At 71.8% G+C, this 25806-nt stretch carries 21 protein-coding genes; 8 read left to right on the top strand and 13 right to left on the bottom strand.

Annotated elements, in window-relative coordinates; all coding sequences use genetic code 11:
- Positions 1-126 precede the first annotated feature (126 nt).
- The gene (locus tag ACV530_RS06155) at positions 127-1035 is read left to right on the top strand and encodes a helix-turn-helix domain-containing protein (RefSeq protein WP_494331222.1); all 909 of its coding nucleotides are present in this window, start codon (positions 127-129) and stop codon (positions 1033-1035) included.
- A 23-nt stretch (positions 1036-1058) separates the two neighbouring features.
- Here ACV530_RS06155 and ACV530_RS06150 read toward each other — a convergent pair whose 3' ends face one another.
- On the bottom strand, positions 1059-2762 hold the full coding sequence (locus ACV530_RS06150; protein WP_494331221.1) for a carbamoyltransferase family protein: 1704 nt from the start codon (positions 2760-2762) through the stop codon (positions 1059-1061).
- Positions 2763-2970: 208 nt separating this feature from the next.
- Here ACV530_RS06150 and ACV530_RS06145 point away from each other — a divergent pair, with 208 nt between their 5' ends.
- The gene (locus ACV530_RS06145) at positions 2971-3792 is read left to right on the top strand and encodes a GNAT family N-acetyltransferase (protein ID WP_494331220.1); all 822 of its coding nucleotides are present in this window, start codon (positions 2971-2973) and stop codon (positions 3790-3792) included.
- Between the two features lie 37 nt (positions 3793-3829).
- Here the strand turns inward: ACV530_RS06145 and ACV530_RS06140 are convergent, their stop codons facing one another.
- Genes ACV530_RS06140 through vioD form a run of 9 tightly spaced genes read right to left on the bottom strand, consistent with a single transcriptional unit; the run spans position 3830 to position 14348 of the window.
- Positions 3830-4882, bottom strand: coding sequence for a glycosyltransferase family 2 protein (locus ACV530_RS06140; protein ID WP_494331219.1), 1053 nt, complete (start codon positions 4880-4882; stop codon positions 3830-3832).
- A 13-nt stretch (positions 4883-4895) separates the two neighbouring features.
- On the bottom strand, positions 4896-5615 hold the full coding sequence (locus ACV530_RS06135; protein WP_494331218.1) for a class I SAM-dependent methyltransferase: 720 nt from the start codon (positions 5613-5615) through the stop codon (positions 4896-4898).
- Positions 5612-6871: an ATP-grasp domain-containing protein gene (locus tag ACV530_RS06130; protein ID WP_494331217.1), complete on the bottom strand. Its 1260-nt coding sequence runs from the start codon at positions 6869-6871 to the stop codon at positions 5612-5614. Before ACV530_RS06130 ends, ACV530_RS06135 begins: the two co-directional genes overlap by 4 nt.
- Positions 6868-7536 carry a PIG-L deacetylase family protein gene (locus ACV530_RS06125; RefSeq protein WP_494331216.1) on the bottom strand — a complete coding sequence of 223 codons (669 nt, stop codon included), beginning with the start codon at positions 7534-7536 and terminating at the stop codon, positions 6868-6870. Before ACV530_RS06125 ends, ACV530_RS06130 begins: the two co-directional genes overlap by 4 nt.
- The gene (locus ACV530_RS06120) at positions 7533-9539 is read right to left on the bottom strand and encodes an NAD-dependent epimerase/dehydratase family protein (RefSeq protein ID WP_494331215.1); all 2007 of its coding nucleotides are present in this window, start codon (positions 9537-9539) and stop codon (positions 7533-7535) included. The genes ACV530_RS06125 and ACV530_RS06120 overlap by 4 nt, the downstream gene beginning before the upstream one ends.
- A 35-nt stretch (positions 9540-9574) precedes the next feature.
- Positions 9575-10330, bottom strand: a complete 756-nt coding sequence (locus tag ACV530_RS06115; RefSeq protein ID WP_494331214.1) for a hypothetical protein — start codon at positions 10328-10330, stop codon at positions 9575-9577.
- 7 nt (positions 10331-10337) lie between these two features.
- Positions 10338-11363 carry an arginine beta-hydroxylase, Fe(II)/alpha-ketoglutarate-dependent gene (gene vioC, locus ACV530_RS06110; protein WP_494331213.1) on the bottom strand — a complete coding sequence of 342 codons (1026 nt, stop codon included), beginning with the start codon at positions 11361-11363 and terminating at the stop codon, positions 10338-10340.
- 43 nt (positions 11364-11406) lie between these two features.
- The gene (locus tag ACV530_RS06105; RefSeq protein WP_494331212.1) at positions 11407-13197 is read right to left on the bottom strand and encodes a non-ribosomal peptide synthetase; all 1791 of its coding nucleotides are present in this window, start codon (positions 13195-13197) and stop codon (positions 11407-11409) included.
- The gene (gene vioD / locus ACV530_RS06100; RefSeq protein ID WP_494331211.1) at positions 13194-14348 is read right to left on the bottom strand and encodes a capreomycidine synthase; all 1155 of its coding nucleotides are present in this window, start codon (positions 14346-14348) and stop codon (positions 13194-13196) included. Before vioD ends, ACV530_RS06105 begins: the two co-directional genes overlap by 4 nt.
- Positions 14349-14515: 167 nt before the next feature.
- On the opposite strand from vioD, the gene ACV530_RS06095 reads away from it, so the two are divergent.
- The 3 genes from ACV530_RS06095 (at position 14516) to ACV530_RS06085 (ending at position 17034) form a co-directional block, all read left to right on the top strand.
- Complete coding sequence (locus tag ACV530_RS06095; protein WP_494331210.1) at positions 14516-15490, top strand: macrolide 2'-phosphotransferase; 975 nt, start codon at positions 14516-14518, stop codon at positions 15488-15490.
- 73 nt (positions 15491-15563) lie between these two features.
- Positions 15564-16337, top strand: coding sequence for a helix-turn-helix domain-containing protein (locus tag ACV530_RS06090; protein ID WP_494331209.1), 774 nt, complete (start codon positions 15564-15566; stop codon positions 16335-16337).
- Complete coding sequence (locus ACV530_RS06085; RefSeq protein ID WP_494331208.1) at positions 16327-17034, top strand: nucleoside 2-deoxyribosyltransferase domain-containing protein; 708 nt, start codon at positions 16327-16329, stop codon at positions 17032-17034. The genes ACV530_RS06090 and ACV530_RS06085 overlap by 11 nt, the downstream gene beginning before the upstream one ends.
- A gap of 79 nt (positions 17035-17113) precedes the next feature.
- On the opposite strand, the gene ACV530_RS06080 is transcribed toward ACV530_RS06085, so the two are convergent.
- Positions 17114-18787 carry a CocE/NonD family hydrolase gene (locus tag ACV530_RS06080; protein WP_494331207.1) on the bottom strand — a complete coding sequence of 558 codons (1674 nt, stop codon included), beginning with the start codon at positions 18785-18787 and terminating at the stop codon, positions 17114-17116.
- A 220-nt stretch (positions 18788-19007) separates the two neighbouring features.
- On the opposite strand from ACV530_RS06080, the gene ACV530_RS06075 reads away from it, so the two are divergent.
- Both ACV530_RS06075 and ACV530_RS06070 read left to right on the top strand, forming a co-directional pair.
- Positions 19008-20690, top strand: coding sequence for an ABC transporter transmembrane domain-containing protein (locus tag ACV530_RS06075; protein ID WP_494331206.1), 1683 nt, complete (start codon positions 19008-19010; stop codon positions 20688-20690).
- Positions 20687-22546, top strand: a complete 1860-nt coding sequence (locus ACV530_RS06070; protein ID WP_494331205.1) for an ABC transporter ATP-binding protein — start codon at positions 20687-20689, stop codon at positions 22544-22546. Before ACV530_RS06075 ends, ACV530_RS06070 begins: the two co-directional genes overlap by 4 nt.
- Before the next feature lie 52 nt (positions 22547-22598).
- On the opposite strand, the gene ACV530_RS06065 is transcribed toward ACV530_RS06070, so the two are convergent.
- Positions 22599-23318 carry an alpha/beta fold hydrolase gene (locus ACV530_RS06065; protein WP_494331204.1) on the bottom strand — a complete coding sequence of 240 codons (720 nt, stop codon included), beginning with the start codon at positions 23316-23318 and terminating at the stop codon, positions 22599-22601.
- 94 nt (positions 23319-23412) lie between these two features.
- Positions 23413-24876 carry an NAD(P)/FAD-dependent oxidoreductase gene (locus tag ACV530_RS06060; RefSeq protein WP_494331203.1) on the bottom strand — a complete coding sequence of 488 codons (1464 nt, stop codon included), beginning with the start codon at positions 24874-24876 and terminating at the stop codon, positions 23413-23415.
- Positions 24877-25030: 154 nt separating this feature from the next.
- Between ACV530_RS06060 and ACV530_RS06055 the strand changes: the two genes are divergently transcribed.
- Complete coding sequence (locus tag ACV530_RS06055) at positions 25031-25783, top strand: phosphotransferase (protein WP_494331202.1); 753 nt, start codon at positions 25031-25033, stop codon at positions 25781-25783.
- Positions 25784-25806 lie beyond the last annotated feature (23 nt).

The following is a 25806-nucleotide window of genomic DNA, read 5'->3' as shown; positions in this document are numbered from 1 at the left end:
TCGGGATGAGTGCACTTCCGGCCAACAACAGTCCGGAAATTAGCCAACCTTGACACTTATTTTTCCATGCGCGGATGATTCACGAAGGGCCGAGTCAGAATCGATCTCTGCACCAGAGGGGGGTCCTTGTCTTCACCGCACCCAGGCAACCCGGATGCCAAGAAGCATCTCCGCGACCTCCTGAGACAGTGCCGCGCGCGGCGGACACCGGACGACCGCGCGCACGGCAGGACAGTACGGCGCAGGCGGGGCATCTCCCAGGAGAGCACCGCCGCCCTGCTGGGCTGTTCGACACGGTGGTACGCCACGCTGGAGTCCGGGCGCATGGAGAACCCGTCCCGGGACTTCCTGGAAAAGGTGGCCGACGCGCTGCGCATGAACGGCCATGAACGACAAGCCCTGTTCATCTACGCGACCGGTCAGCTCCCCCCTCCGGAACACAGGTCCACCGCCCAGCCGCATCCGGACTGGGACACCCTGGTGCACATGCAGCTCCAGCCCGCGTGCATCTACACACGGACCTGGGAACTGGTCGCCGCCAACGCCGACTACCTGGACCTGCTGTACGGAGACGCCCAAGGCGGCGTGAAAGGGCTCGCCGACCGCAACGTCCTGCGCCGCGTGCTGCTGCACCGGGCCCCCCATCTGCCCAGCCTGGTGTCCTGGAAGGAGAGTTGGGCCGTACCGATGCTCGGCGAGCTGCGGGCCGCGCTCGCCGCCGCGCCCGGCTGCCCGGAGCTCACGGCGCTCCTGCGCGGCGTCCTCGCCGACCCCGCGGTCAGGGACATCTGGCACCGCGAAGCCGGCACGATCCACACGCACCCCGACGGCGCCACCCGCGCCATCGACCACCCCTGGCGGGGCCGGGTCGGCTTCACGATCCTCGCCGCGAACCTCATGCACGCCCAGCACCTGCGCTTCGTGACCCTGATGACCGCCGAACCGGCCGTGGTGCGCCCGCCCGGTGCCGACACGACCGGCGCGCTCCCCCAGGCGAGGACCTGTCGTGTCGGCATCGGCCTGACGGACCGCTGAACGCCTAACCGGTCACCGACGGTTCACCTGCGGACGAGGAACGGGCCGAGGGCGAGCGCGTCGAGCGGCGACCTGGCGAAGGTCGCCAGGGCATCGAGCGGCGAGCTGACGACAGGTTCCGCGTTGCCGTTGAACGAGGTGTTGAGAAGTACGGCGTGTCCTGTGCGCTCCTCCACCTCCCCCAGCAGGCGGTGGTACAGGGGGTTGGCGTCCGCCGAGACGGTCTGCGGGCGCGTGGTGCCGTCCACGTGCGTCGCGGCGGCCATCAGCTGCCGGTTGCGCTCGGGAACCGGCATCGTCACGATCATGTAGGGCAACGACTGGTGCAGATCGAGGAGTTCGGGGGCGGACTCCTCCCGCAGGCTCGGCGCGAACGGGCGCCACCGCTCACGGTCCTTGATGGTCAGGTTGATCCGGTCCTGCTGCGCGGCCGGGTTCGGCGTCGCGAGGATGCTGCGGTGGCCCAGGGCCCGCGGCCCGCCCTCGCCCCGCCCCTGGTGCCAGCCCACGATCGCCCCCTCCGACAGCAACTGCGCCGTCTGCGCCGCGATGTCGGCGGGCTCGGTGTAGGACGTACCGGTCTTGTGGAGGACGTGCCGGATCGACTCCGCGTCCCACCGGGGCCCCCACGCGACCGTTCCCCGCATGGGCCGGATGGTCTCCCCGGCCTGTGCGGCCACCCATCCCGCCGCGCCCAGGCTCACGCCCTGGTCGCCGGCCAGCGGCTGCACGAACAGGTCCGACACCTCCGGGAGCCGCATCAGCTTCCCGTTGAGCGTGGCGTTGAACCCCACTCCGCCGGCCACCAGCAGCGTCGACTCGCCGGTGTCGCGCAGCAGTCCGCGCACCATGGCCACCACACACTGCTCCAGCGCGTCCTGCGCGGTCGCCGCCAGGTCGCGGTAGTCGAACGGATCCCGCTCGGTGCGGCGCTTGTAGCGGCCCAGCGCCGGGTCGTACTGGCGCGAGACGCCGTTGGGCGGGGTGCGCAGGGTCTTCTCGAGCCGGTTCATCCACAGCCGGATGGTGTCCTGCTCCTCGTCCGTGGTGCCGTGCGAGAGCAGGTTCTCGGGCACGGCGTCCACCGTGTAGCCGTCCCCGTGCACGCGCAGCGCACCGCCGAAGGTGGTGTCCCCCACCGTCCCGTACGGGGCCAGTCCCATCAGCTTGCCCGCGGCGTCGGCACCCAGACCGGCGTACTGGCACACCGCGGCGTAGAAGTAGCCCAGGGACCAGCCCGGCGACACCGTGCGCAGCACCTTGAGGTTGCCGCCGATGCCCAGCGCCAGCGTGGCGCTCTCGGTCTCGCCCTGCCCGTCGAGGATCAGCACCGCGCCGCTCTCGCGCCCCGAGAAGTAGTAGGCACTCGCGGCATGGGCCATGTGGTGCTCGACGAACAGCAGTTGGGGATCACGGCGCCGCGGGAACAGGCTGCGCGGCAGGAGGAACTCCAGGGCGTCCGCCGTGGTCGGGAACCACTCCAGGCCGCGCTGCGTGAGCAGTTCGGGCATCTCCCAGCCGTGGGCCACGAAGTCGATGTCCTCGATGCCCAGGCCCGCCTCGGCGAGGCAGTAGGCGACGGCGTGGTGCGGGGCCTGGCCGTAGGAATGCTTGTCGCGAGTGAACCGCTCCTCCTCGGCGAAGGCCACGACCTCGCCGTCGACGAGCAGGCAGGCCGATGCGTCGTGACTTGCGCCCGGCCATCCGTTCACACCGAGAATGCGCATGGTTCTCCCCTGAGAATCGATATCCGTGGGCGCAGTCATTGACAGCTGCCACCCCTCGTGCCAACACTGGGGAAAGCGCCTCCGATTGGGGATCGGAAATCCCTCGGAGGGCCTCTCCTCCAATTCCTGTGATTTCTCCGGGAATTGGATTACCTCAACTCTGATTCGGGCGACGGTCTCCCGTCAATAGGCTTCGGAGGTCTTTCGGATGTTGCACACGGAAAGCCCGGCGGATGATTTCCACCAGGACACGGAACGCATGCGCTTCCTGCGCCGGCAGGGAGTCGGCGTACGCCGGCCCGCCGTGCGGGACGCCTCGATGCTGCTGGAGGAGAGCGACGGCGCGTGGTTCATGTGGAAGGGGCCCACCGGGACCCCCGACCCCGGGACACTGCGCGGACTGCTCTCCTCCTGTGCCGGGTTGAAGCGGGTCACCCTGGTGCTGCAGCCCGAGTGGGACATGCCCGAGGTGCTGGCCGCCGCGGGGTTCCGGCCGGCCGAGGCCTTCGGCACCCTGCTCGTCGACACCGGCGGAACCGACGAGGACATGCTCGCCAGGATGCGCCCCAGCACCAGGAGCCGGGTCCGGCGGTCCCTGCGGGCCGGGTTCGCCTTCACCGACGACCCCGCCCTGCTCGGCCGCTTCCACCCCTTCTACACCGACGGGATGCGCAATGCGAATTCCCCCGACTTCGCATCGGAGGAATACCTGCGGGAGTTGCTCGAACTCCCGCGGGTGCACCTCTTCGGAGCCATGGACGGATCGGAGATGGCGGCGGGTTCGGTGTGCCTGGTGAACGGTTCCTCGGTCGAGGCCCGGTATGTCGCCACCAATCCCGCCCACCGGGCCGAGGCACCGCTCAACTTCGTTCACTTCCAGACGATGAAATGGGCCGCCGAGCACGGTAGGCAGTATTTCGACCTGAGCGGGATCGACACCGGCGAGACGAGCGAGAAGACCCGGCTGATCAACCGGTTCAAACTCGGTTTCGGGGGCACCGGGTTCGCCTATCCCACCTACTGCCGCTGAGCCTGCCGCCGCTGAGCCTGCCGCCCCGCCCCTGGGCCTACTGCCCCTGGGCGAGGGAGGGTTCGCGGGCCGGGGCGGGGGTGCGGAAGACGGACAGGTCCTCGACCGGTTCGATGATCCGCCCCCGCGCCCGGTGCGACCGGCGCAGCCGCTCGCGCTGCTCCGGCGTCAGCTTCGGGCAGTGCTCCGGTATGGACCGGAGCATGCGGACCCGCCCCGCGTTGGCCGGCATCCGCCCGCGGACCTCGAAGGGGTCCCGCAGCAGGTGGTAGACCGTGGCGGTGTGGAAGGTGGCCTGCATCAGCCCGTAGAAGGCCGCCGCGGCCGGGCCCTTGTCCCGCGCACAGCCGACGAGCGTCCTCGCGGAGTCGTACACCCGCCACAGCACGGGGATCGCGGGCGTGGTGAAGACGCCGAGCTGCTGCCCGATGCCCTCGCCGATGCCGTAGCGCCAGTAGCTGCGCAGGTTCTGCAGACCGTGCTGGGCGTCGTGGTGGATCACGGCGTCCGGCAGGTGCACCACGGGGATCTCGGCCAGCTGCAGCCGGAAGTCGAACTCCCGGTCCTCGCACCAGTGGACCAGCGGGTCGTAGTGGTAGCCCCCGATGTGGTCGGCGACGCGGCGGTCGTAGATGAGCGGCGGGGAGAGGGCGCTGATGTAGTCGCCCTCGTCGTACTCCCGTACCCGCGCGGTGAGTTGACTGAGCACGCCGTCCGATTCCCCGTACACCACCTGGCCCTTGACCACGGGGTGTTCGAGCACGGCCGCGACCATCATCCGCAGGGTGCCGGGTTCGAAGACGCAGTCGGAGTCCATGTACAGCAGGTACTGTCCGCTCGCCGCCTCCGCGCCGGCGTTGTAGGCACCGCCGAGATTCCCCGCGTCGGGGATCTCGGTGACCACCAGCGGGCGCGGGTGCTCGGCGATGATGCGCCGGATCTCGTCGGAGGCGCCGTTGAGCGCCAGGACGATCTCCACGTCCTCGTCCACCGACGCGATGCAGTCGACGATCCGCACGTCGTCCTTGAGCGCGATGACGACGCTGGTCCGGGCGAAGCCCTCCTTGAGCTCTTCCTCGGTGACTGTCATGCTTCCTCCTCGGTCAGCCCTTGCGCAGGACGTAGACGTGCGTGGTGTGCTGCGGGGAGTACCCGTCGCCGTCGATGTTCCGCACGGACAGGGTCTGCAGGCCGTGGCCCCGCGCGACCTCCTCGAGCGTGAACGGGTCGACGACGTACTGGACGTGCGTCTCGCGCCAGAGCGTCCGCCCCTCCCGGCGCAGGGTCAGCACCGTGCGGCTGCGGTCGAAGGCCCGCTCGAAGCAGTGACGGCGGTGCAGGGCGTAACCGTCCTTCTCCTGCTCGTACTCGAGGCTGGCCCAGTCCGACGAGAGCACCTTGCGCGAGGAGTAATCGAAGACCATGTGCCCGCCGGGGCGCAGGGCGTCGGCCGCGCACGCCAGGCAGCTCGCCAGGGCCTGCGGGGGAAGGTAGTTGAGCGCGTCGAAGCCGGAGACGACGAAGTCGTAGCCCTTGTCCACCCGGAAGTCGGCCATGTCGGCCACGATCTGGCGGTTCCTGGGGACCTTGCCCCGATCCAGCATCTCCTGCGAACGGTCCAGGGAGGTCACCTCGAGGTCCGGGAGGAGCCCGGCGAGCACCCGGGCGCCCATGCCGGTGCCCGCGCCGAGGTCGAGCACCCGGGCAGGCCCGGTGGCCAGCTTCGCCAGGTCCGCGCCGATCCCCTGCCGCCAGGTGTCCTGTGCGGTCTCGCCCTCGAACAGCTCGTAGGTGTCGGCCCATTGGGCGTATGCGATCGTCATCGGTTCCCTTCCGGGGTTCTAAAAGGTGTGTGCGAGTGGTCGAGCTTCAGCGGGAGCCGGGCCAGGACCTCGTACGCCACTGCCTCGGCCGCCGCGGCGTCGTCACCGGTGACGATCACCCCGGCCAGCGGTTCCGCGCCGCCGCTGAAGGGCGGGAGCGTCATGCCGGGCGTCAACTCCGTTCCCCAGAACAGGTCGTGGACCTCGGGCGGCGTGGCGACGTCCCGGAGGTCGCCGACCCATTCGACGGTGCCGCCGTCCAGGGGCAGATAGCGCTGCACCACGGCCCGCCCGGCCGTGGGCGTCAGTTCCTCCGTCACCACGGGCCGGCCGAGGGCGAGGCGTACGGCGTTGGGCAGCGGGTTGATGCCGTTGGCCAGCGGCATGATCTCGGTGGCGATCCGTGCCCCGGTCAGCCGGCAGGTGATCTCCAGCAGGAAGACCCGGCCGTCATGCGTGCGCAGGATGTCGGTGTTGACGACGCACTCGTCCAGCCCGAGGGCGCGGACGCCCGCCCGCACCACGGCCACGACCTCCTCGGCCTGCCCCGCGTCGAGCACGGTGGGCAGGGTGTCGCCGCCCTCGAAGAAGTGCGGGGCGAACTCCTCCTTGCGCCCGTACTCGCGGTCGGCGAATCCCGTGACATGGAAGATGCCCGTCGTCACCAGACCGGCGACGGTGTGCTCGGTCCCCTCCAGGAACTCCTCCACCAGCACCCGGCCCGAGGTGCTCAGGCGCAGTGCCGTACGGATCAGCTCGGGCGCCGTCCGCGGCGAGTCCAGCTTGAACACCCCTGCGGAGCCGGTCAGATCGCGCGGCTTGACCACCGCGGGCAGCCCGGTCTCCGCGAGGGCGGCGAGCGCGCCGTCCATGTCACCGGCGGAGCGGTGCCGCGGGACGTGCAGGCCCGCGCCGCCCAGGACGGCGAGCCGGCGGTCCTTGAGGGTGCAGTCCAGGGCGACCTCCTCCGCGACGCCCGGGCAGCCGAAGCGGCGGGCGAGGCGGGAGACCACCGGAGGGTTGTCGAAGCCGAGCGAGAGGACGCCGTCGGCCCGGGCGAGCCCGGCGTCACGGACGGCCCGTTCGACGGCGGCGCCGTCCCCCGGGTCGGCCACCAGCACCGTGTCCGCGGCATGGCGGACACGGTGGGTGGGGCGGTCGGTCACCACGACCAGGTCCAGGCCCATGTCCTTGAGGGACACCAGGGACCGGTCCATGCCGGAGCCGATGCCGCACACGACAAGCCGCTCGTTCATGGCGTTCCCCGGCCGCCCAGACTGATCACCTCGAAGACCTCGGCGTACGGGGTGCCGGTGGCGACCGCGCCGCGGTACTGCGCCAGGCCGCGCACGGCCTGGTCCCACGCGGCGAACCGCAGCTGGGACTCGTACGCCCGCATCGCCTCGACCTTGCGGTCGATGAACCCGCTGACGTCCTCGGCGTACTGGAACTCCGGCAGCGGGGCCCAGACCTCGTAGCCGAGGACGAGCCGGGGCGCGGGCACGGGCTCCCCGGTCTCCCCGAAGAACGCCGAGGTGGCCATCCACAGGGCCTCGGTGGCCAGTTGGTGGACCATGCGGTGCTCCACGTCGCCGTCCCCGCGGTGCGGCACGTACATGATGTCGGGCCGCACCTCCCGGATCAGGCGGACGAGATCCAGGTGCACCTTGCGGGACAACTGGAAGTCCCGTGACGGCTCGTCGAGCATGACCCAGCGGCGCACGCCGAGCGCGGCGCACGCCTTGCTCGTCTCGTCCGCGAAGTCGGCGTCGGTGCGGTGCGTGTCGTGGAGGCTGCGTTCCCGGCCGATGACGACGGCCAGGGTCACCTCGGCGCCCTCGGCGGCGTGTTTGGCCATCGAGGCGCCGCAGCCGATGACGTCGTCGTCCGGGTGCGGGGCGACGACCAGCACGTTGGTCATGCGGTGCCCCCGGCGAGCCCGGCCCACTTCGCCCAGGCGCCGGTCAGGGTCATGCCCTCCACCAGCGTGGTGGCGCGGTCCGCTCCCAGCAGCCGGGACGCACCGGTGGAGGCGACGCGCGCGGTGGAGCGGTAGAGCTCGGCCTCCCAGTCCGGGACGTCCGCCGAGGACGCGTCGACGGCGGCCGGGTCCAGGGCCCGCAGGTCGCGGAAGCAGTCGAAGAACTGCCCCCAGGTGATGTGCTGCCGGCCCGCGACGAGGATGCGCTCGCCCGCGATGCCGGGGCGGTGACAGGCGGCGAGCACCGTGTCCACGACGTCGTCGACGTAGACGGCGTTGCACGCGCCGCCGTCCGCGCCGGAGGGCAGCACCGCGAAGTCGTCCGCGGGGCGGCGGAGTTGGGCGGTGGTCCACTGCTCGCCCCACGGCCCGTAGACCACGCCCGGCTGGAGGGCGACGACCTCGAGCCCGTCGCCGTTCGCGCGGAGGGCCAGTTCCTCGGCGGCGAGCTTCTGCTGCTCGTACTCGCGGTCGCCGGGGTCGGCGGGGCGGGCGGGGGCGCTCTCGTCGAACTCCCCGTCGGCCGGGGCGTACACGTCGACGGTGCTGAGGTGCACGACGCGGCGCACCCCGGCCGCGCGGGCCGCGGCGAGGACGCGCGCGGTGCCGTCCACGGTCGCCGCCCAGCGCTCCTCCACCTCGCCGGTGCTGCCGAACGCGCAGTGCACGACCACGTCGCAGCCCTCGAACGCCCGCCGGAGCGCGGCCTCGTCGGCGAGGTCCGCCGCCCGGAAGTCCAGCTGCTCCTGGGGCAGCGCGGACAGGCGCGCGGCGCGGCCGAAGCCGCGGACCACGGGCCGCACTCGGGCATCGGTGCCCAGGGCGAGACGTTCGACCACGCGTCCGCCGATGAAGCCGCTCGCGCCGGTGACCGCGATCCGGGTGCCGGCAGGCTCCTGGGTATCGGTCCTGTTGGTGGTCCACGGCTGGGGCATGCTGTGACGGGCCTGGCCGCCGTAGCAGGCGTCGATGAGGTCGACGACGCGCTTGCCGTCCTCGGCCGTCGAGTACGGTTCGACGCCCTGCTTGCCGCACGCCGTCGCGAAGTTGGCCAGCTGCTCGACGAACAGGGCCTCCCACTCGTCCTGGGCCGGGGCGACCGCGGCGACGTCGCCGCGGTGGAGGACCTCGCCGCTCTTGGTCGTCAGGGTGCACTCGCCGGCGGGGAAGTCCGTGCCGATGCTCACCTCGGCCTCGCTGCCGGTGATCACGCAGGAGGTGCCCAGTGCGCGCAGCCGGCTCAGTTCGACGATCACGTCGACCGACCCGAAGCGCAGCCAGGTGCGGGTGTCGCTGTCGACGCCGCCGAGCGAGTTGTCCTGGTGGTGGAGCAGGGTCATGTCCTCGCCGAGCCACCAGAAGAGGGTGTCGAAGACGTGCGACCCGGTGTCGGTGAGGACACCGCCGTGGGCGAGCCGCCGGTCGAACATGGACCAGGTGAGCGGCTCCCAGCTGTAGGGGTGGCCCTCGTTCCAGTGGACGCGCTCGACGGTGCCGAGCGCCCCGCTGCGGATCAGCCGCCGCACCCAGGCGTAGGCCGGGAACAGACGGCGGGGGTGGGCCATGGCGAGCAGGGTGTCCGGATGGGCGGCGGCCGTCTTGAGCAGGCGGTCGGCGTCCGCTGGGGTCGTGGTCATGGGCTTCTCCATGAGCACGTGCTTGCCGTTCTCCAGCAGGTCGACGGCCAGTTGGGCGTGGGCGGTGTGCGGCACCGCCACCACCGCGGCGTCGAAGGAGCCGAGCGCCTCCTTCCAGGAGGTGGCCAGCTGCGGGGAACCCTCGCCGCCGAACTCGCGGTACGCCGCGAGGGCGCTCTCGGCGTGGGCGAGGTCGGCGTCCACCAGGGCGGTGAGCCGGGCTCCGGGGACCCTCGGCAGCGCGGGCAGGTGGCAGGCCCGGGCCGCGGCGCCACAGCCGATCACGGCCAGGCGTAGTGAAGACATGAGCACTCCGTTCGGATGGGGTGTCGTGAAGGTCGTCAAGCCCTGTGGAAGACCCAGACGTTGGGCTCGGTGTAGGTGGCCGTGCCGTCCTCGTCGGCACGGACCGGGGCGAGGGCGCCGGGGACGATGTAGTCGCCCGGGCCGGGCATGGCGAGGCCGGTCTCGCGCTCCCAGCGTCCGACCGGCTGCCGGATCACCAGCGACCGTTCGGCGACGGCGAGTTGCTCGGCGCCCAGCCGTGCGTGGGTGCGCAGCCAGGGATCGAACGGCTCGCCCTGCGGGGTCCGCCAGTCCGCGTACGCGCTCATCGGGATGACCGGGTACGCGGACTTGCCCGTGGGCCGGACCGGGATGACGACGCCGCGCCATCCCGCCCCGGCCGCGACCGCCCGGGCCCGTTCCAGCAGCAGGCGGGGCAGTCCGCTGCGGCGGTGCCCGGCGGCCACCGACACCGACAACAGGCACAGTGCGGTGGGCCGTTCGGCCAGGTCGTCGTCGACGGCGCGTACCAGGACGTCGTCGGCGCCCCCGGGCAGGCCGCCGACGGTACCGTCCCACCGCACCGGCAGGCCGTTCGCCGCCGCGATGAGGGTGCCCCGCTCGTCGGTCACGCACATCTGGTGGGCGGCGAACCGTTCGTGGAGATGGTGCCAGCGCCAGTTCCCGGGGGACTCCCACGTCATGTAGACCGGCATGTTCCCGGTGACCAGCGTGTCCACCGCGTCCCGCAGCCCGGGTGTCCGCGCCAGCGTGGTGACCGTCGGGTGCGGGGTGTCGGTGCCCGTCGGCATGGCCGGCCTAGCCGATCAGCCGGGAGTCGGCCGAGGCCCGCATCTCACGGGACTTGCGCAGGTCGCTGGTCACGTTGACCCGCTTGAGCCAGCGGTCGGTGCCGTCGAAGCGCGCGGTGAACGGCAGACGCCCGTGCACGGCCAGGTGGTTGTTGACGCACAGGACGTCCCCCTGGAGCAGGGCGACCTCGCCCATCGCCCGGTCCAGGACCTCGGTGACGGCCTCCAGCGCGGCACGGGCCGCGGGGTCCTCGGGGGTCTCCATGAAGTAGGGGTCGAGCCGGATGTACGGGGAAGTGCGCGATCCGTACAGCACCGCGACCGGCTTGCGGTCGGTGACGAGGCGCTCGATGCTCGCGAAGCGGAGCCTCGCCTCCTCGTCGTCCGACGCCGAGTTGTTCTTGGGCAGGTGGGACTCGTCGGGGGCGATGTGGAAGCGCGGCTCGAAGAGGGTCTCGACGTGCTCGGGCGCGAGTGCGCCCAGGTCGAGCTCGCCGATCGTGGTGGCCACGTCGTCCGGGTTGCGCAGGGCGGACAGCAGCAGGTAGTCGCCCCGGTGCGGGTGGAAGGCGTCCTCGATGTGCCAGGTGAGCAACTCGGCGCTTCCGGTGCCGAGTTGCTCGCTGTCGTGGCCCTTGATGGGGAAGACGTCGTGGACGAGCCGGCCGTCCTGCTGGGTGGCCCAGCCGAAGGGCTCGCCGAGGACGGCGCCGTAGAGCAGGAGGAGGATCTCCTCGGGGAACTCCGGGCCGGGGCGGGTGCGGCCCCGCCAGTGGTCGGGCGTGGGGCCGATGCGCTCGGTGTCGATGCGGTGGCCGCGCACCACACAGTGGCCGTGCCGCTCGCCCAGCGTGAAGTCGCGCAGGAACTTGCGGGTGCGTTCGGGCAGTCCGGCCGCGAGGACCGGCAGGTCGAACAGGAGATGCGGGTCCTCGGGCGAGGCGTAGCTCCGGGCCAGCTCCACGGCGAGGTCGGCGGACTGCGCGGCCTCCTGTTCGGTCAGGTCGAGGATGTTGCGCGTGGCGGTTTTCAAGATTCCGGTTCCTGATTCGTGAGGGGACGGTTCCGGGTTCTGCTCAGCGGCGGCCGGCGATGCGTTCGGCCAGGCGCCGCGGGGTGGGACAGTCGAAGAGCGCGGTGACGCGCAGGGCGCCGGCCGCCGGGAGGTCCGAGCGCAGTTCGCTCACCAGGCGCATGGCCAGGATCGACTGGCCGCCGTGGGCGAAGAAGTCCTCGTCCGGTCCCAGCGAAGGCGCCTGGAGGACGGTCCGGAAGCGCTCGACCACGGCCACCAGGACGGGGTCCTGGGCGAAGGGCGCGGCGGGCGGGGGCGCCCATCGGGCGGCCTCCTCGGCCACGGCCGCGGCGAGTGCCGCCGTGTCGATCTTTCCGTGCGGGTTCTTGGGGAGTTCCCCGGCCCAGTACAGGCGCGTGGGAACGGCCCAGCCCGGCAGGGCGGTTGCCAGCGGGCCGACGGCCCGGTCGCGCTGCTCGCCGGTGAGGCGTGCGACGGTGCCCGCCGCGGGCCGCAGCGCGGGGTCGGCCGGTACGAGGCAGGCCATCAGCGAGCTGCTGTCACAGGGGTCGAGCAGGACGGCGGCCTGGGCCACCGCCGCGTCGCCCTCCAGCGCGCGCTCCACGGCCGTCGCCTCGAGACGGTGGCCGCGCACCTTGAGCTGCGCGTCCTTCCGGCCGAGGAACTCGATCGCCCCGTCGGGCAGTTGGCGGCCGAGGTCGCCGGTCGCGTACGTCCGCTCGCCGGACGGGTCCGCGCGGAACCGCTCGGCGGTGCGCCGCTCGTCGTGGAGGTAGCCGCGGGCGAGCAAGGGGCCGGCGATGTGGATCTCACCCACCTCCCCGGCGGGCAGGACGTGTCCGTCGCGGCGCACGGTGACCGTGGCGTTGGACAGCGGTGTGCCGATGGGGACTTCGCCGGCGTCCCCGGGCAGCAGGCCGGTGTACATGGTGGAGGTCACCGTGCACTCGGTCAGCCCGTACACGTGCACCAGCGCGGCCGGATGCCGCTGCTGCCAGTCGCGGTAGGCCCCCGGGTCCATCCGCTCGCCGCCGACCAGCACCGCCCGCAGGGAGCCGGGGGTGCTCTCCCCGGCCGCCCGCAGCCAGCGGGCGTACTCGCGCCAGTACTGGGTGGACAGTTCGACCACGGTGGATCCACTGTCCCGCAACAGCCGGTGCAGGTCGCGCGGTTCCAGGGGGCGGGAGTCGGGCCGGCACACGACCGTGCCGCCGGCGGCGAGCACGGGGAAGACCTCCTCGATCACCACGTCGAAGCCGAGGGAGGCGACCTGGAGCCAGCGGTCGTCGGGGGTCAGCGCGAGACGCTCGCGGACCGCGTCGGCGAAGCCGGCCAGCGAACCCCGCTCGATCATCACGCCCTTGGGGCGGCCGGTGGATCCGGAGGTGAAGAGGATGTAGGCGAGCCGCGAGCCGTCGTGGCTGTGGGAGGCAGGCGGTGCGCCGGCCGCTGGCGCATCGATGTCCAGGCAGGGGGTGCCGGCGGGCAGCGGCTCGGCACCATCGCACAGCCAGACCTTCGCACCGGCCGCGCGGACGAGATCCGCACGCGGCCCTTCGGGCAGGCCCGCGTCCAGCACGGTGAACGCCGCTCCCGCCTTGAGCGCGGCCAGCATGCCGAGGACGGCGTCCCGGGGCCGGTCGAGGGCGAGACCGACGACGCTCCCCGGGCCTGCGCCCGCCGCGTGAAGGCGCGCGGCGAGCTCTTCGGCACGGGCGTCCGCCTGCCGGTAGGTCCACCCCGTGTCGCCCTCCGCCAGGGCGACCGCCTCGGGGCGCCCGTGTACGTGGTGGTCCCACCGGCCGAGGAAGTCCGCCCGTGCGTCGTTCATCGCCCGCTCCCCCGGCTGCCGAGGAACGCGGAGAGCCGCTCCAGGCCCTCGCCCAACTCCTTCTCCGCACCACCGAATCCGAGGCGCACGCCGCCCGGGCGGTCGAAGGCGGTGCCGGGCACCAGCAGCGTGGCGTACCGGTCGAGCAGCTCCAGGCAGAACGCCTCGGTGTCCTCGACACCGGGCAACTCGAGCAGGCCGCACACACCGCCCTGCGGGCGCTGCCAGGCGACGGCTCCCTCGTGCCGGGCCACCCACGCGTCGACCAACTCCAGGTTGCGCCGCGCCTGCCGGGCCCGTGGCCCGATCAGCCGGTCGGCGGCGCGCACGGTGTGCAGGGCGATGCGCTCGACCAGCGGGGAGAGGAACAGCGTCGTGCGGTCGCGCAGCGCGAAGGTCTCCTCGATCAGCCCCGGGTCCGCGACGCACCAGCCGAAGCGCAGACCGGGCAGACCGAATACCTTGGAAAACGTCCCGTAGGAGACGGTGCGCGGATAGCGCAACCCCGGCTCGGGCAACACCTCGCCGCCGTGGGTGATTTCGGCGGTCGCCGCGTCCCATACCAGCAGGGCGCCGACCTCGGCGACCCGGTCGATGAATTCCTCGTATCCCGCACGGGACAGCGTGCAACCCGTGGGATTGTGCGGGAAATTCACCACGACGGCCCGGGTGCCGGGTGCGATCACCTCGTCCAGCACGGTTTTCGGGAACGCGCCGCCGGCCAGCCGGCCCAGCGGCAGGGTGCTGATCTCGCAGCCCTTTTCCCGCGCGAAGTGGCCCAGCGAATGGTAGACGGAGTCGGGCAGGACCACGCGGTCGCCGGGCGCCAGCACGGTGCCCAGCGTGAGCGCGATGGCCTCGCTCGAGCCGTGGGTCACCATGACGTGGTCGGCCCGCCCCGCCGCGTACCGGTCGGCGAGCGCCTGCCGCAGCCCGAGGGATCCCTGGGAGGTGCTGTCGTCCATGACGATGCCGTCGAGATCCTCGGGAGCGATGCCGGCGATACGGCGCAACTCCGAAAAGGAATAGGGCTGTACACCGCTCGAGCTGATATCGAATTCGGCCCTGTCAAGATGCCGCCGGTACCACTCCTCGAGTATCGGCGGCCCCGGCGGACTGCCCGCTGCATCGACGTTGAGTACGCGCGACAAATCGACTCCAGGATTGATGGGTGGGGGTTGCAAGCAGGTGGTGGGACCACAGGCAGCGAACCTCAGCCCCGCAAAGATCCGCAAGGATCGGACCGATAACGCGAGTTCACATTTCACGGGACGGAAACTTGGTTACAACACTCCGGGAGGCGGGCAGTGTGGCCGCCATGGACGGGATACCGCTCAGCGTTCCGCGGCTCTTGGACGCCGCCATCGGCCACGGCATCCCGGTGCGTCCCGGCTCGGCCGTCCCGGACGAGTCGGGCTGGGATTTCCGCGTCGTGCACTGCGCGGACGAGGAGGGCCGGGAATGGATTCTGCGCACCCCCCGGCGCGCGGACGTCACGGCCCACGCCGAGACGGAGGGCAAGCTGCTGCGCCTGCTGCGCGACCGGCTGCCCGTACAGCTGCCCCACTGGCACGTACAGCAAAGGGAGTTGATCGCCTACCCCAGACTTCCGGGTTCCCCCGCCGGAACCGAGGACCCCGCAACACTTCGCTACCGATGGTCGATCGACCCGTTCGCCCCCACGGCGGACTACCTGGGCTCGCTCGCCCGCGTCCTGGTCGCGCTGCACTCCGTGCCACGCCGCGGCGCCACCGGCGCCGGCGTGCGGGAGGTCACCGCGGACCAGTCACGCGAGCGCGTCGCACGCCAACTCCACGAGGCACACAAGGTGTTCGGCCTACCGGACGAGCGGTACCGGCACTGGAGCCTGTGGCTGGCGGACGACGACGCGTGGCCCGACGACACCGTGCTCGTCCACGGCGACGTCCACCCCGGCCACACCCTCGTCGCCGGCACACCGGACGGCGGCGGACGGCTCACCGGCCTGCTCGACTGGACCAACGCCCGTATCGACGACCCCGCCCTGGATTTCGTCGACATGTACTATGCCGGTGGCCCGGCCGTCCTCGACGCCCTGCTGCACGCCTACCGTGAGCACGGCGGACGGGTACGCGACGGGATGCGCGACCACATCGCCGCCCGCGGCACCTTCCTGTGGGTCCACGTCGCCCTGCTGGGCCTGCGCACCGGCCGCCCCCACCTGGTGAGCACCGCCACCTCGCACCTGTTCCGGAACACCGACTACCGGAACGCTCCCTTCATTGCGGAAGCCGACAGGCGGCGCCAAAGATGAAACGCACAGCGCGCTCCTCACCCCTCCCCGCGCGCTGGTCCACTGGAGAAACAGTGTGAAGGATGTACCAAGAATGCCGGAAGACACCCCGAAGACCGCTGCTGATCGGGCATTTCGCATACTCAGGACACTGGATACGCTCGGCCCCGGTGCACACTCCCTCGACACCCTCACCCGGCTGACCGGCCTCGCCCGCTCCACCGCTCACCGCATCCTCCAGTCCGCCGTGCGCGAGGGCGCGGTGCTGCAGAGCGGATACGGACGGTACAGGCTCGCCCAGCCTTCGGCCACACCCCCGGCCGGCCCCTTCCCCAACCTGCCCCTCTCCCTGTCCCATGTACGCCTCCATCTCGCCGAGCTGCGCGAGCGGGTGGGGCACGCGGCGCTCCTCCACGTTCCCGTCATGCTCCGGCCCCCACTGCGCGTCAGCCTGATCTGCAGCCACGAACCGGGCGGGGAGGCCGAGGAGGCGCTGGCCGACAACAGCCGCTCGGGCCTGCTGTTCCGTGCTCCCCTGCACGCGGACGCGGCCGGGCTCGTACTCCTCGCACACCTCCCCGGCGCCCCGCCCGGCGATCCGACGCTGGAGCGCATCCGCGTCCTCGGGCACGCGCGGTCCCACTCGGCACTGGCCGGCTGGGACCTCGTCTCCGCTCCCGTGCGGTACGGCGCCACCTGCGTGGCCGCGGTCAGCCTGCTCGTCCGGCCCACGGAATCGCCCCTCGCCCGCAAGCGCGAGGCCGTCGAGGTCATGAGAACGGCCGACGGTCTGGGCGGCCCGTCCCCCGCGCCCGCCCTGTCCGACACCCACCCCGCACCCCTGGGAGCGGTCTGCCATGCCCGCTGACATCACCGTCGCCCTGGCCGGGCACCCTCTCCCCGACGCCTGGTCCGCCTCCGTCTACCTCTGCGGCCCCACCCCCACCGACCCCGCCACGCCCTCGTGGCGCGCCGAGGCGGTACGCCTGCTCACGGAACTCTGGCGGGACCAGGGCAAGTTGACCGTCTTCCTCCCAGAGCCGGGCACGGGCGAATCCCTCGCGTACGAGGACCAGATCGCCTGGGAGGAGGACGCGATGCGCATGAGCGACGTCATCCTCTTCCACGTGCCCCGCACCATGCCCTCCCTCCCGGGCCTGGTGACGAACATCAAGTGGGGGGTGTGGCACCGCTCCGGCCGGGTCGTGCTGGGCTCCCCGGCGCAGGCCGAACGCAACGAATACCTGCTGCACTTCGCCCGCGAGCTGTCGGTTCCGGTGGCCGGCTCCCTCGAGGGCGCCGTACGGGCGGCCCTGGAACGGCTCGAGGAGCCCGCCCACCGCTCGGGCGGCGAGCGCTGGATCCCGCTCGCCCTGTGGCACACGCCCGCGTTCCGGCGCTGGTACGGCGAACAGGCCGCCGCCGGGCGGGTCCTGCGGTCGGCCGAGGTGCTGTGGTCGCAGGGCAGCCCGTTCCGCGAGTGGGCGCTGCGGGCCGTCCTGGACGACGCCGGGCGGACCCGCAGCACGCTCGTGGTCCACGGGCAGGACTGCGACGTGACCTGACCAACCGGCCCTTGTGACCTGACCAACTGGCCCTTCCCCTGACAACGGCCCCGGCTCACACGGTGAGCCGGGGCCGTTGTCACGTGCGGGTGCGGCTGAGCACCGGCAGCAGCAGCCGGGAGGGCCGGCGTGTGCCGTGGTGCAGGGTGTTGACGAGCGTCCGGTACGGCTGCCGGGCGAGCGCGAGGGCTTCGCCTCCGGTACCGGGGTTGACGTCGAAGCGGGGGAAGTTGCTGCCGGCCACGTCCAGCCTGATCCGGTGCCCCGGGGCGAAGACATGCCCGACGGCCCCGAGCCGCACGGTGAGTTCGACGACGCTCCCCGGTGTCAGCGACCCGCCGACGTGGTACCGGGCGCGGACGATGCCGTCGCAGAGGATCTCCGCGCGGCCGTCCGGGGCCACGTCGGCCAGCTTGGCCGCGAGGTCGGTGTCCGGCCCGGTGGAGGAGAGGTGGGCGGTCAGCAACACCTCGCCGATCACCGTCAGTTCGTCGTCCAGCGGCTCGCTGGTGTAGCAGAGCACGTCCGGGCGCCGTTCCACCTCGCGCTGGTCCAGCGGCCCGCAGTCGCCGCCCACGTACTGGCCGGTCATCAGGGTGGCGCCGCCGGTGGTGGGCACCGGGTCGGCGGGGTCGTGGCGGAAGTCGTCGCTGCCGGGCGCCGTGGGCCCGCCGGGCAGCAGACGTCCGTCGCCGGCCGCGGTGTTGGCGTGCCGGGCCCCGCTGGTGAGGTGCCAGGCCATGGCCCGGGTGCCGGGGACCGGCCAGTCCGGGAAGCTCTCCCAGCGGTCCGCCCCGGTCAGGAAGAGCCGCGCCCGTTCCCGGACGCCGTCCCCGATGCCCTTGAGGGTGCGGTCGAAGTGGGCGATGTGCATCGCGGTCACGTCCGCGAACTGTTCGTCCGCCCGGGTGCCGTAGCGGCGCTGCGGGAAGATCCCTCCGGTCACCATGTGCGACCAGGGCCCCACGACCAGTGCGGACAGCTCCCGGGCCGCCGTCGAGGCGCCCTGGGAGCGCATTCCCGTGTAGTTCTCGAGCGTTCCGTTCAGGAAGATGTCGTGCCAGCCGCCGATGTGCAGACCCGGCGCGCGCATCGCGGCGTAGCGGCGGTTGGGGGCAGCCCGTTCCCAATAGCCGTCCCGCCGCGGGTGTTCCAGCCAGCCGCGGTAGTAGGGGGCGTGCCGGTCCAGCAACTCCAGTGCGCGCCAGGGCGTCCGCTGGAGGTCCTCGATGCCGTCGAGCGCGTCGATCACGTGCCCGGCGTCCGCGCCGGCTTCGAGCAGGGCGGGCAGGACGAGGTCGATCAGGGTCCAGTGCAGACAGAACCCGAGCTGGAAGACGCCCCCTTGGTAGCACCACCCCTCGTGGAACTCGGAACCGGCCACATGCGGGACGACCGCGCCGAGAGCGGCGGGCGCCTCGCCGGCCGCCAGCAGGGCCGCCGTGCCGTCGTAGGAGCGGCCCAGCATGCCGACCGTACCGTCGCAATACGGCTGTGCCGCGGCCCAGTCGACGGTGTCGGCGCCGTCCGCGCCTTCACTCCAGAAAGGCTCGAATTCCCCCTCGGACGCACCGCGTCCCCGCACATCCTGAACGAGCAGGTTGTAGCCGGCACGCACCAAGCGGAAAGCATCGGCCGACGCTCCCGCGGGCGGGCCGCCGCGGCCGTACGGGGTGCGCCGGATGATGGTCGGCAACCGGTCACGTGTATCCGGCCGGTAGAGGTCGGCACGCAATACGGTGCCGTCTCCCATCGGGACCCTCACCTCGTGTTCCACTGTGACGCGCACACGTGATCCTTACGCAGGGGACGCAGAACACCGTCCAGGATCGGCCACTTCGGCGGTGGCGCATGCTTTTCGGGTGGAGAATTCCGTGTAGTGGGATCTTGTTGACATGCGCTTTCGGTGCCGTGGAGGATCGCCGAATCCATCCTGTGCATCGCGCTCCGCGATAGTTCTTGGAGAAAATCCCTTGCCCGTCGGTCTGTTCAGGCCCGCCGAGTCCCCGGCGGCCGTTCCCGAAGCCGACCACCGCACCGCCTGGCGTTATCTGTGGTGGCTGGTCCGCGTACGCCCGTGGCCGCTGATTCTCAGTACGGTCATGGGCGCGCTGTGGATGCTTCCGCTCGCGCTCATCCCGCTGTTCGTCGGATACGCCATCGACGACGGCATCCGGGGGGAGTCGGCCACCTCGCTGTGGCAATGGGTGGCCGCCGTCGGCGTACTGGCCGTGGTCCAGACCGGCGCGGGAGCCGGGCTGGTCCAGGTGGCGATGGCCGGGCAGATGCACGCGGTCTCCTTCAGCCACCGCGTGCTCGTGCGCCAGGCCGCCCGGCTCGGCGCCTCCCTGCGCTACCGGACCGGCTCCGGCGACGTGGTGGCCGTCGCGGCGGGCGACGTGCCCAACATCGGCCGCGCCTTCGAGGTGGTGGGCAGGTCCACGGGCGCCGTCGTGTCCTTCCTCGTGATCGCGATCGCCCTGACCTTCACCTCGCCCGTCCTCGGCGTGGTCGTGCTGATCGGCGTGCCCGCGGCGATGCTGGGCATCGGCCCGCTGCTGCGGCCCCTGCAGCGGCGCAACGAGGAGCAGCGTGACCGCCTCGGCACCGCGACGTCCCAGGCCGGGGACATCTGCTCCGGGTTGCGCATCCTGCGCGGCATCGGCGGCGAGCGGAAGTTCACGGAGCGCTTCGTCGGCATCAGCCAGGAGGTGCGCCGCGCCGGGGTGTCGGCGGGACGCCTGGAGGCCTGGCTCGGGGCGGCCGGGGTGTTCCTCCCCGGCCTGGTGACCATCGGCGTCGCCTGGCTGGGCGCCCGGCTCGTGCTCTCCGACGTCATCACCCCCGGTGAACTGGTCGCGTTCTACGGCGCCGCGGTCTTCCTCGTGATCCCGGTGAGCACCGCGACCGAGGCCGTGGAGTCGATCAGCCTGGCGCACGTGGCCGCCGGGCGGATCTGCCGCCTCCTCGCGCTCGAGCCGGAACCCGCGCCCCCCGCCGACCCGCTTCCGCTGCCGGCCGGCCCGCTGTCGCTGACGGACCCCGGCACCGGCATCCACGCACCCGCCGCACAGATGACGGCCGTTGCCGCCTCCGGCGAGCAGGGCACCGGGGCCGCCGCACGCATCACGCGCTACGGGCCCTTCGACGACCCCGCGGCGGCTGCGCAGTTGACGGACGTACGGCTGGCGGACGTGCCGATGGACCGCGCCGATCTCACCGAGCTGAGGCGGCGCGTGGTGCTGTCCGGCCACTCCGACATCCTGTTCAGCGGCCCGCTCAGGGCGGAACTGTCGGGCGAACGCGACCACACCGACGGCGAGTTGGAGGACGCGCTGTACGCCGCCGCGGCCACCGATGTCGTCGAGGCCCTGCCGCACGGGCTGGACAGCGTCCTCGTCGAGGGCGGCCGGTCCCTGTCGGGCGGGCAGCGGCAGCGCCTCGTCCTCGCCCGGGCCCTGCTGACCGGCGCCGACGTCCTGGTCCTCGACGATCCGACCTCGGCGGTGGACGCGTCGACCGAAGCCCTGATCGCCCAGCGTGTGGCGTCCTACCGGGCGGGCAGGACCACGATCGTCTTCAGCGGCAGCCCCCTGTGGATGAACGCGGCACAGACGGTCGTGCGAGCACACGAAGGGGAGCGAACCGCCTCATGACGATCCAGACCACTGAGGACACCGCCGAGGACACCGCTCCGGCGGAAGTCCTCGGGACTCCCGAGCAGGCCCGTCTGCCACTGGCCCGGCAGCAGGAGGTCAAGCACTGGTTCTGGTCATTCGCGCGCCGCAACTCCGGCCGGATCTGCGCCATGCTGCTCTTCTTCGGGCTCGCCCTGTGCGCAGGCCTGGTCGGCCCCCGGCTGCTGGGACACCTCGTCGAGTCCGTGCAGAAGGGCACCACGACAGGGCACGTCGACATGGTCGCCCTGGCCTTCGTGGGCGTGCTCGCCGCGCAGGCGGTGTTCACCCGCTTCGCCCAGGTGCAGACCACGCTGCTCGGCGAGAAGGTGCTCGCCGAGACCCGGGAGAACTTCGTCCGGCGCGTGATGCGGCTGCCGCTCGGCACAGTGGAGTCCGTCGGCTCCGGCGATCTCCTCAGCCGTGCCACGTCCGACGTCGACCGGCTCAACGAGGGGATCCGGCTGGCACTGCCGAGGATCCTGCTCGCGGCCGTCACCCTCGTCTTCACCGTGGCCGCGATGCTGCTGACCTCGCCGCTGCTCGCGCTCGTTCTTCTCGCCGGCGTGCCGTTCGCGGTGTTCTCCACCCGCTGGTACCGCCCGCGCGCCACCCAGGGCTACGAGGACCTGCTGATCGACGAGGCCGACGTACTGGCCAGCACGCACGAGACGGTCCGCGGCGCCACCGCGGTCGAGACGCTGGGCCTGGCGCGGCGCAGGACGGCCCACCACGGCGACGCCGTGGGGCGGGTGGTCCGTCACCGCAGCCGGATCACCTGGCTGCAGACGATCTGGTTCCCCAGCCTCGACCTGGCCACCATGCTCCCCCTGGCGCTGACCCTGCTGGCGGGCGGGGCCGCCTACCGCCAGGGCTGGGCGAGCCTGGCCGACATCACCGCGATGCTGCTGTACGTCCAGGGCCTCAACGGCCCGCTCGTGGAACTGCTGTCCTGGACGGACGAGTTGCAGGTGGGCAACGCCGCGCTGCGCCGCATCCTCGGAGTGGAGCGCCTGCCCGTGGAGCAGGCGGACACCGGCGCGGTGCCGGACGGACGGCGGATCCGGCTGCGCGACGTGCGCTTCAGCTACGAAGGTGAGCGGGAGGTCCTCCACTCCATCGACCTGGACATCGCGCCCGGCGAACGCATCGCCGTCGTCGGCACCTCGGGCGCGGGCAAGTCCACGCTCGGCAAGCTGCTGGCCGGGGTGCACCATCCGACCTCGGGCACGCTCGAGATCGGGGGCGCGGCGGTGAACGCCATGTCCATCGAGACCCTGCGGCGCGAAGTCGCCCTGGTCACCCAGGAGAACCACGTGTTCTCGGGCACCGTCCGCGGCAATCTGACCCTGCCGGAGAAGAAAGACGCCGACGCCGACGCCAACACCGGCACCGGCACCGACGGCTCCTGGAGCGACGACGAGCTGTGGGACGCCCTGCGGAGCGTGGGCCTGGAGGACTGGGTACGCGCACTGCCCGAGGGCCTCGACACCGAGATCGCGACGGGCGGCGTCGAGGTGTCCGCCGCGGCGGCCCAGCAACTCGCCCTGGCCCGGCTGCTGTTGGCGGATCCGCACACGCTGGTCCTGGACGAGGCCACGGCGCTCATGGACACCTCGGCGTCGCGCCAGGTGGAGCAGTCGATGGCCGCCCTGCTCGAGGGCCGGTCGGTGATCTCGATCGTGCACCGGCTCGACTCCATCCAGGACGCCGACCGCATCGCGGTGATGGACGCCGGCCGCATCGTCGAGATCGGCAGCCACCGCGAACTGCTCGCGGCGAACGGGGCGTACGCCCGGCTGTGGTCCTCGTGGTCCGCGGCGGTACGCGTCTGACGACGTGCCGACAGGAGGAGGGCGTCCGTTCCGGCGGGCGCCCTCCTCCTGTTCACCGCTCCGCGGTACCGAAGAATCGCAGGATGGCGTCGTTCACCGCGTCGGGCCGTTCCAGGTGGCCGTAGTGCCCGCAGTCCGGGATCTCCTCGTACCGCCCGTGCGGCAGGGCCGCCGCCACCTCGCGGCCGAGCTCGGGCCGGGCGACGATGTCGTGCCGGAACCCGAGGACCAGTACGGGCACGGACACCCCGGCCAGGGCGTCCAGTTGATCCGCGGTCCCGTCGTCCGGCGGCGCCGGGTCGGTGGCCCCGGAGCGTGCCGCGGCCTCGAAGAGATCGAGCCAGTCCAGGATGGCGTCCTGCTGCTGCCAGGTGGCGGGCGCCAGATGCACGGCCGCCTGGACGTACGCCTCGTACTGCGGCGGCAGAACGACGCCGTGCGCACGGAACGCGCGCTCCGCGGCGAGCATCGCGTCGCCGAGCGGATCACTGCGGCCCCGTGTCGCCATCACCACGGCCTGCGTACAGACCTCCGGCCGACGGATGAGGATCTCCTGGACGGCCCGGGCTCCCGCCGAGAATCCCACGAACCGGGAGGGCGACAGGCCCAGGCCTGCCATGAGTTCCACGACGTCGTCGGCCGGTCCCGGGTCGCACATGACCACCTCGTGCCCGGCGGCGACCAGGGCCGCCGCCTGATGATGCCAGGCACCTTTGCCGAGGAGCAGGACCGGCGGCCCCTCCCCCCGCCGCTCGTAGTGCAGTTGACGCATAGGTCTCGCCTCTCACACACGGATCACACACGGAGGCCACGCGCGGAGGGGATGCCTCCGCGCGTGGCCCTCTTGCCCGTTCACCGCCCAGCGGTCAGTGCCATTCGCGGTGGACGTTCTTGTAGTACGCGACGAGCTCGTCCTGCTCCTCGCGCTCCGCGAACATGATCGCGGTCATCAGGTCGGCCGGCGGGGTGTACGTGTCGCTCAGCCGGTCCGCGAGTTCGGCGAAGGGCCCCCGCAGGAAGGTCTCCATCAGGTGCGGCCACTCCAGCGGCAGGGTCCACGGGAACTCGTACCCCGTCGCCATGGTGTGGCGGACGACGTCCTCCAGGACCTCCTCCCGGCTCCACGCGGAGAGCGGCTCGCGTTCGGGCCGGAACTCGGCCAGTTCGGCGACGCCCGTACCGCCGCCCACGAGCGAGGCGATGTGCCGGCCGATGAGCGGGGACATGTGCAGCCCGTCGCGGTACGTACCCGACACCATCCACAGGCCGTCGACCGAGGTGCCGCCGATGAGCGGGAAGCCGTCGATCGAGGCCGGCCGGCTGCCCGCCTGGATCTTGCGTATCTCCGAGCCGTTCAGCCCCCGGTTCAGCTGGTGCGTCGCACAGTTGAAGAGGAAGACCGCCTCGTCGATGCTGGCCGCGCCGCGCGGCTCCAGGCAGACGGCGTTCGTGGCGCCGATGTAGACGGACCCGCCGGCCCGGGGCACGCAGTGCAGGCCGCAGGCGAAGGCACGGTTCGAGGTGCGCAGCACCGTGGAGGGGCCTGAGCCGTCCCAGGTGTCGATCACCGCCGAGACGCCCACGCCGTCGTAGACCCGGGGGATGCGGTGCTCGAGCCCCGGCAGCGTCGACGTCAGCCGCTGGCTGCGCGCTCCGGCGGCCACCACCACGTGTCCGGCCGCGAGGAATTCCCCGGACTCCGTGACCACGCCCTCGATACGCCCGTTCCCGGCGCGGAGTTCGGTCACGTCCTCGTGCCGGATCTCACCGCCCGCCTGCCGGAACGCGCGCTCGAGCGAGCTCAGCAGAATTCCGGAATCGACCGAGCCCTCGCCCTCGATGTGCAGGGCGCGCAGCGGACGGGAATTGGGGTCCGGGTCGATCCACTCGACCGATTCCACATCGATTTCCGCGTGCGGCGCGTTCGCCTCCTTGAGCGCCCGCTGCACGGCGGCGAAGTTGGCGTCGTCCAGAGCGGAATGCCCCACGGTGTTGAGCAGTACCACCGTGTCGTCCGAGGTCCGGATCCTTCCGTCCTCCGCGGAGCCGGTGGCCTCCAGGCTCTCGATCCACTCCGGCCACAGGCGCTGCGCCTGGACGGCGAGCGCGTGCTTCTTCCTGCCATGCTCCGAGGCGAGCAGGTGGGCGGTCACTTCGCCGAAGACGCCGAGCATGGCGCCCGCCGCGGGGGTGGCCCCGTATTTCCGATCGGGCTTTCCCAGAAGCACCACCCGGGCATCGGGCTGGGAACGGGCCAATTCCACGCCGACTGTCAATCCGAGCACGCCATTGCCTACGACGACGATGTCCGACATCTTCACCTCATCCATGGGTAAGAAGCATCACTGGGCCGGTACGGTCTTTCGCATACTGTCCGCAAGCGAACCGCACACCACCGACAGCTGCAAGGAGCCGCCAGGAAAGGGCAGTTGACATTTCACTCGGCGGAAAGTTCTGTTTGCCGGTGAGCGGCGAGGAGAAATGATGGACGACGAGCTGCGGGTCTCGGCCGACGACAGCGGATGGGACTTCCGGGTGTTCCGCGTCGGCACGTTGTGCCTGCGCGTCGCCCGCAGGCAGGAGGTGGTGGCGGCCATGGCCCGCGAGGCCGAGGCGCTGGCGGTCATCCGTACGGCGCTGGACGTGCCGGTGCCGGCGCCGACTGAACTCATGCCCGGGGTCACCGCCGGACCGTGGCTGGAGGGACGTCCGCTGCGGGAAGCGGACGTCCCTCTGGTCGCCGCCGAACTGGCCCGTGCACTGCGGACGTTGCACGGACTGACCGGGATCCCCGGCGTGGTGGCCACCGATCAGCGTTCCCGTGCGGCCGCCGTCCTCGAAGAGGCACGGTGCCGCGGCCTGCGGTCACCGGACGTGAACGTCCTGGCGGACGGCCTCGAGGACGAGCACCTGTGGCGGTTCCGTCCCGCCGTCGTGCACGCCGATCTCACCCCGAACCACATCCTGGTGACCGAGGACGGCTCGGCCCTCGCGGGGCTGATCGACTGGAGCGACATCCGCCTGGACGACCCGGCGATCGATCTGGCAGGCGTCGGCAGCACCTTGGGCGAGGCGGCAGGCGACGCCCTGCTGTCCGCCTACCTCCCGCCTCACGGACGCGACGCGTCCTTCATACGACGGGTACGCCTCCGAGAGGCATGGGCCCGGCTCGTCGAGGGCATGCACGCCGCCGGATCAGACCAGGGCCTCCTGCGACTCGAGGAGCCCCTGCTGTGAGATGAGGCAGCCGAACTCCGCGC

It is taken from the genome of Streptomyces sp. SX-6, assembly GCF_059089585.1.
The sequence above is the reverse complement of the archived record's forward strand: the minus strand, read 5'-3'. Positions and strand labels throughout refer to the sequence as shown.

Bases quoted from the DNA above. Each gene is read 5' to 3' on its own strand.
- ACV530_RS06055 (WP_494331202.1), top strand. From the start codon at position 25,031: ATGGACGACGAGCTGCGGGTCTCGGCCGACGACAGCGGATGGGACTTC.
- ACV530_RS06130 (WP_494331217.1), bottom strand. From the start codon at position 6,871: ATGAACGAGCGGCTTGTCGTGTGCGGCATCGGCTCCGGCATGGACCGG.
- ACV530_RS06095 (WP_494331210.1), top strand. From the start codon at position 14,516: ATGGACGGGATACCGCTCAGCGTTCCGCGGCTCTTGGACGCCGCCATC.
- ACV530_RS06080 (WP_494331207.1), bottom strand. From the start codon at position 18,787: ATGGGAGACGGCACCGTATTGCGTGCCGACCTCTACCGGCCGGATACA.
- ACV530_RS06150 (WP_494331221.1), bottom strand. From the start codon at position 2,762: ATGCGCATTCTCGGTGTGAACGGATGGCCGGGCGCAAGTCACGACGCA.
- ACV530_RS06125 (WP_494331216.1), bottom strand. From the start codon at position 7,536: ATGACCAACGTGCTGGTCGTCGCCCCGCACCCGGACGACGACGTCATC.
- ACV530_RS06120 (WP_494331215.1), bottom strand. From the start codon at position 9,539: ATGTCTTCACTACGCCTGGCCGTGATCGGCTGTGGCGCCGCGGCCCGG.
- ACV530_RS06060 (WP_494331203.1), bottom strand. From the start codon at position 24,876: ATGGATGAGGTGAAGATGTCGGACATCGTCGTCGTAGGCAATGGCGTG.
- ACV530_RS06090 (WP_494331209.1), top strand. From the start codon at position 15,564: ATGCCGGAAGACACCCCGAAGACCGCTGCTGATCGGGCATTTCGCATA.
- ACV530_RS06085 (WP_494331208.1), top strand. From the start codon at position 16,327: ATGCCCGCTGACATCACCGTCGCCCTGGCCGGGCACCCTCTCCCCGAC.
- ACV530_RS06065 (WP_494331204.1), bottom strand. From the start codon at position 23,318: ATGCGTCAACTGCACTACGAGCGGCGGGGGGAGGGGCCGCCGGTCCTG.
- ACV530_RS06135 (WP_494331218.1), bottom strand. From the start codon at position 5,615: ATGACGATCGCATACGCCCAATGGGCCGACACCTACGAGCTGTTCGAG.
- ACV530_RS06145 (WP_494331220.1), top strand. From the start codon at position 2,971: ATGTTGCACACGGAAAGCCCGGCGGATGATTTCCACCAGGACACGGAA.
- ACV530_RS06070 (WP_494331205.1), top strand. From the start codon at position 20,687: ATGACGATCCAGACCACTGAGGACACCGCCGAGGACACCGCTCCGGCG.
- ACV530_RS06115 (WP_494331214.1), bottom strand. From the start codon at position 10,330: ATGCCGACGGGCACCGACACCCCGCACCCGACGGTCACCACGCTGGCG.
- ACV530_RS06105 (WP_494331212.1), bottom strand. From the start codon at position 13,197: ATGAACGACGCACGGGCGGACTTCCTCGGCCGGTGGGACCACCACGTA.
- ACV530_RS06140 (WP_494331219.1), bottom strand. From the start codon at position 4,882: ATGACAGTCACCGAGGAAGAGCTCAAGGAGGGCTTCGCCCGGACCAGC.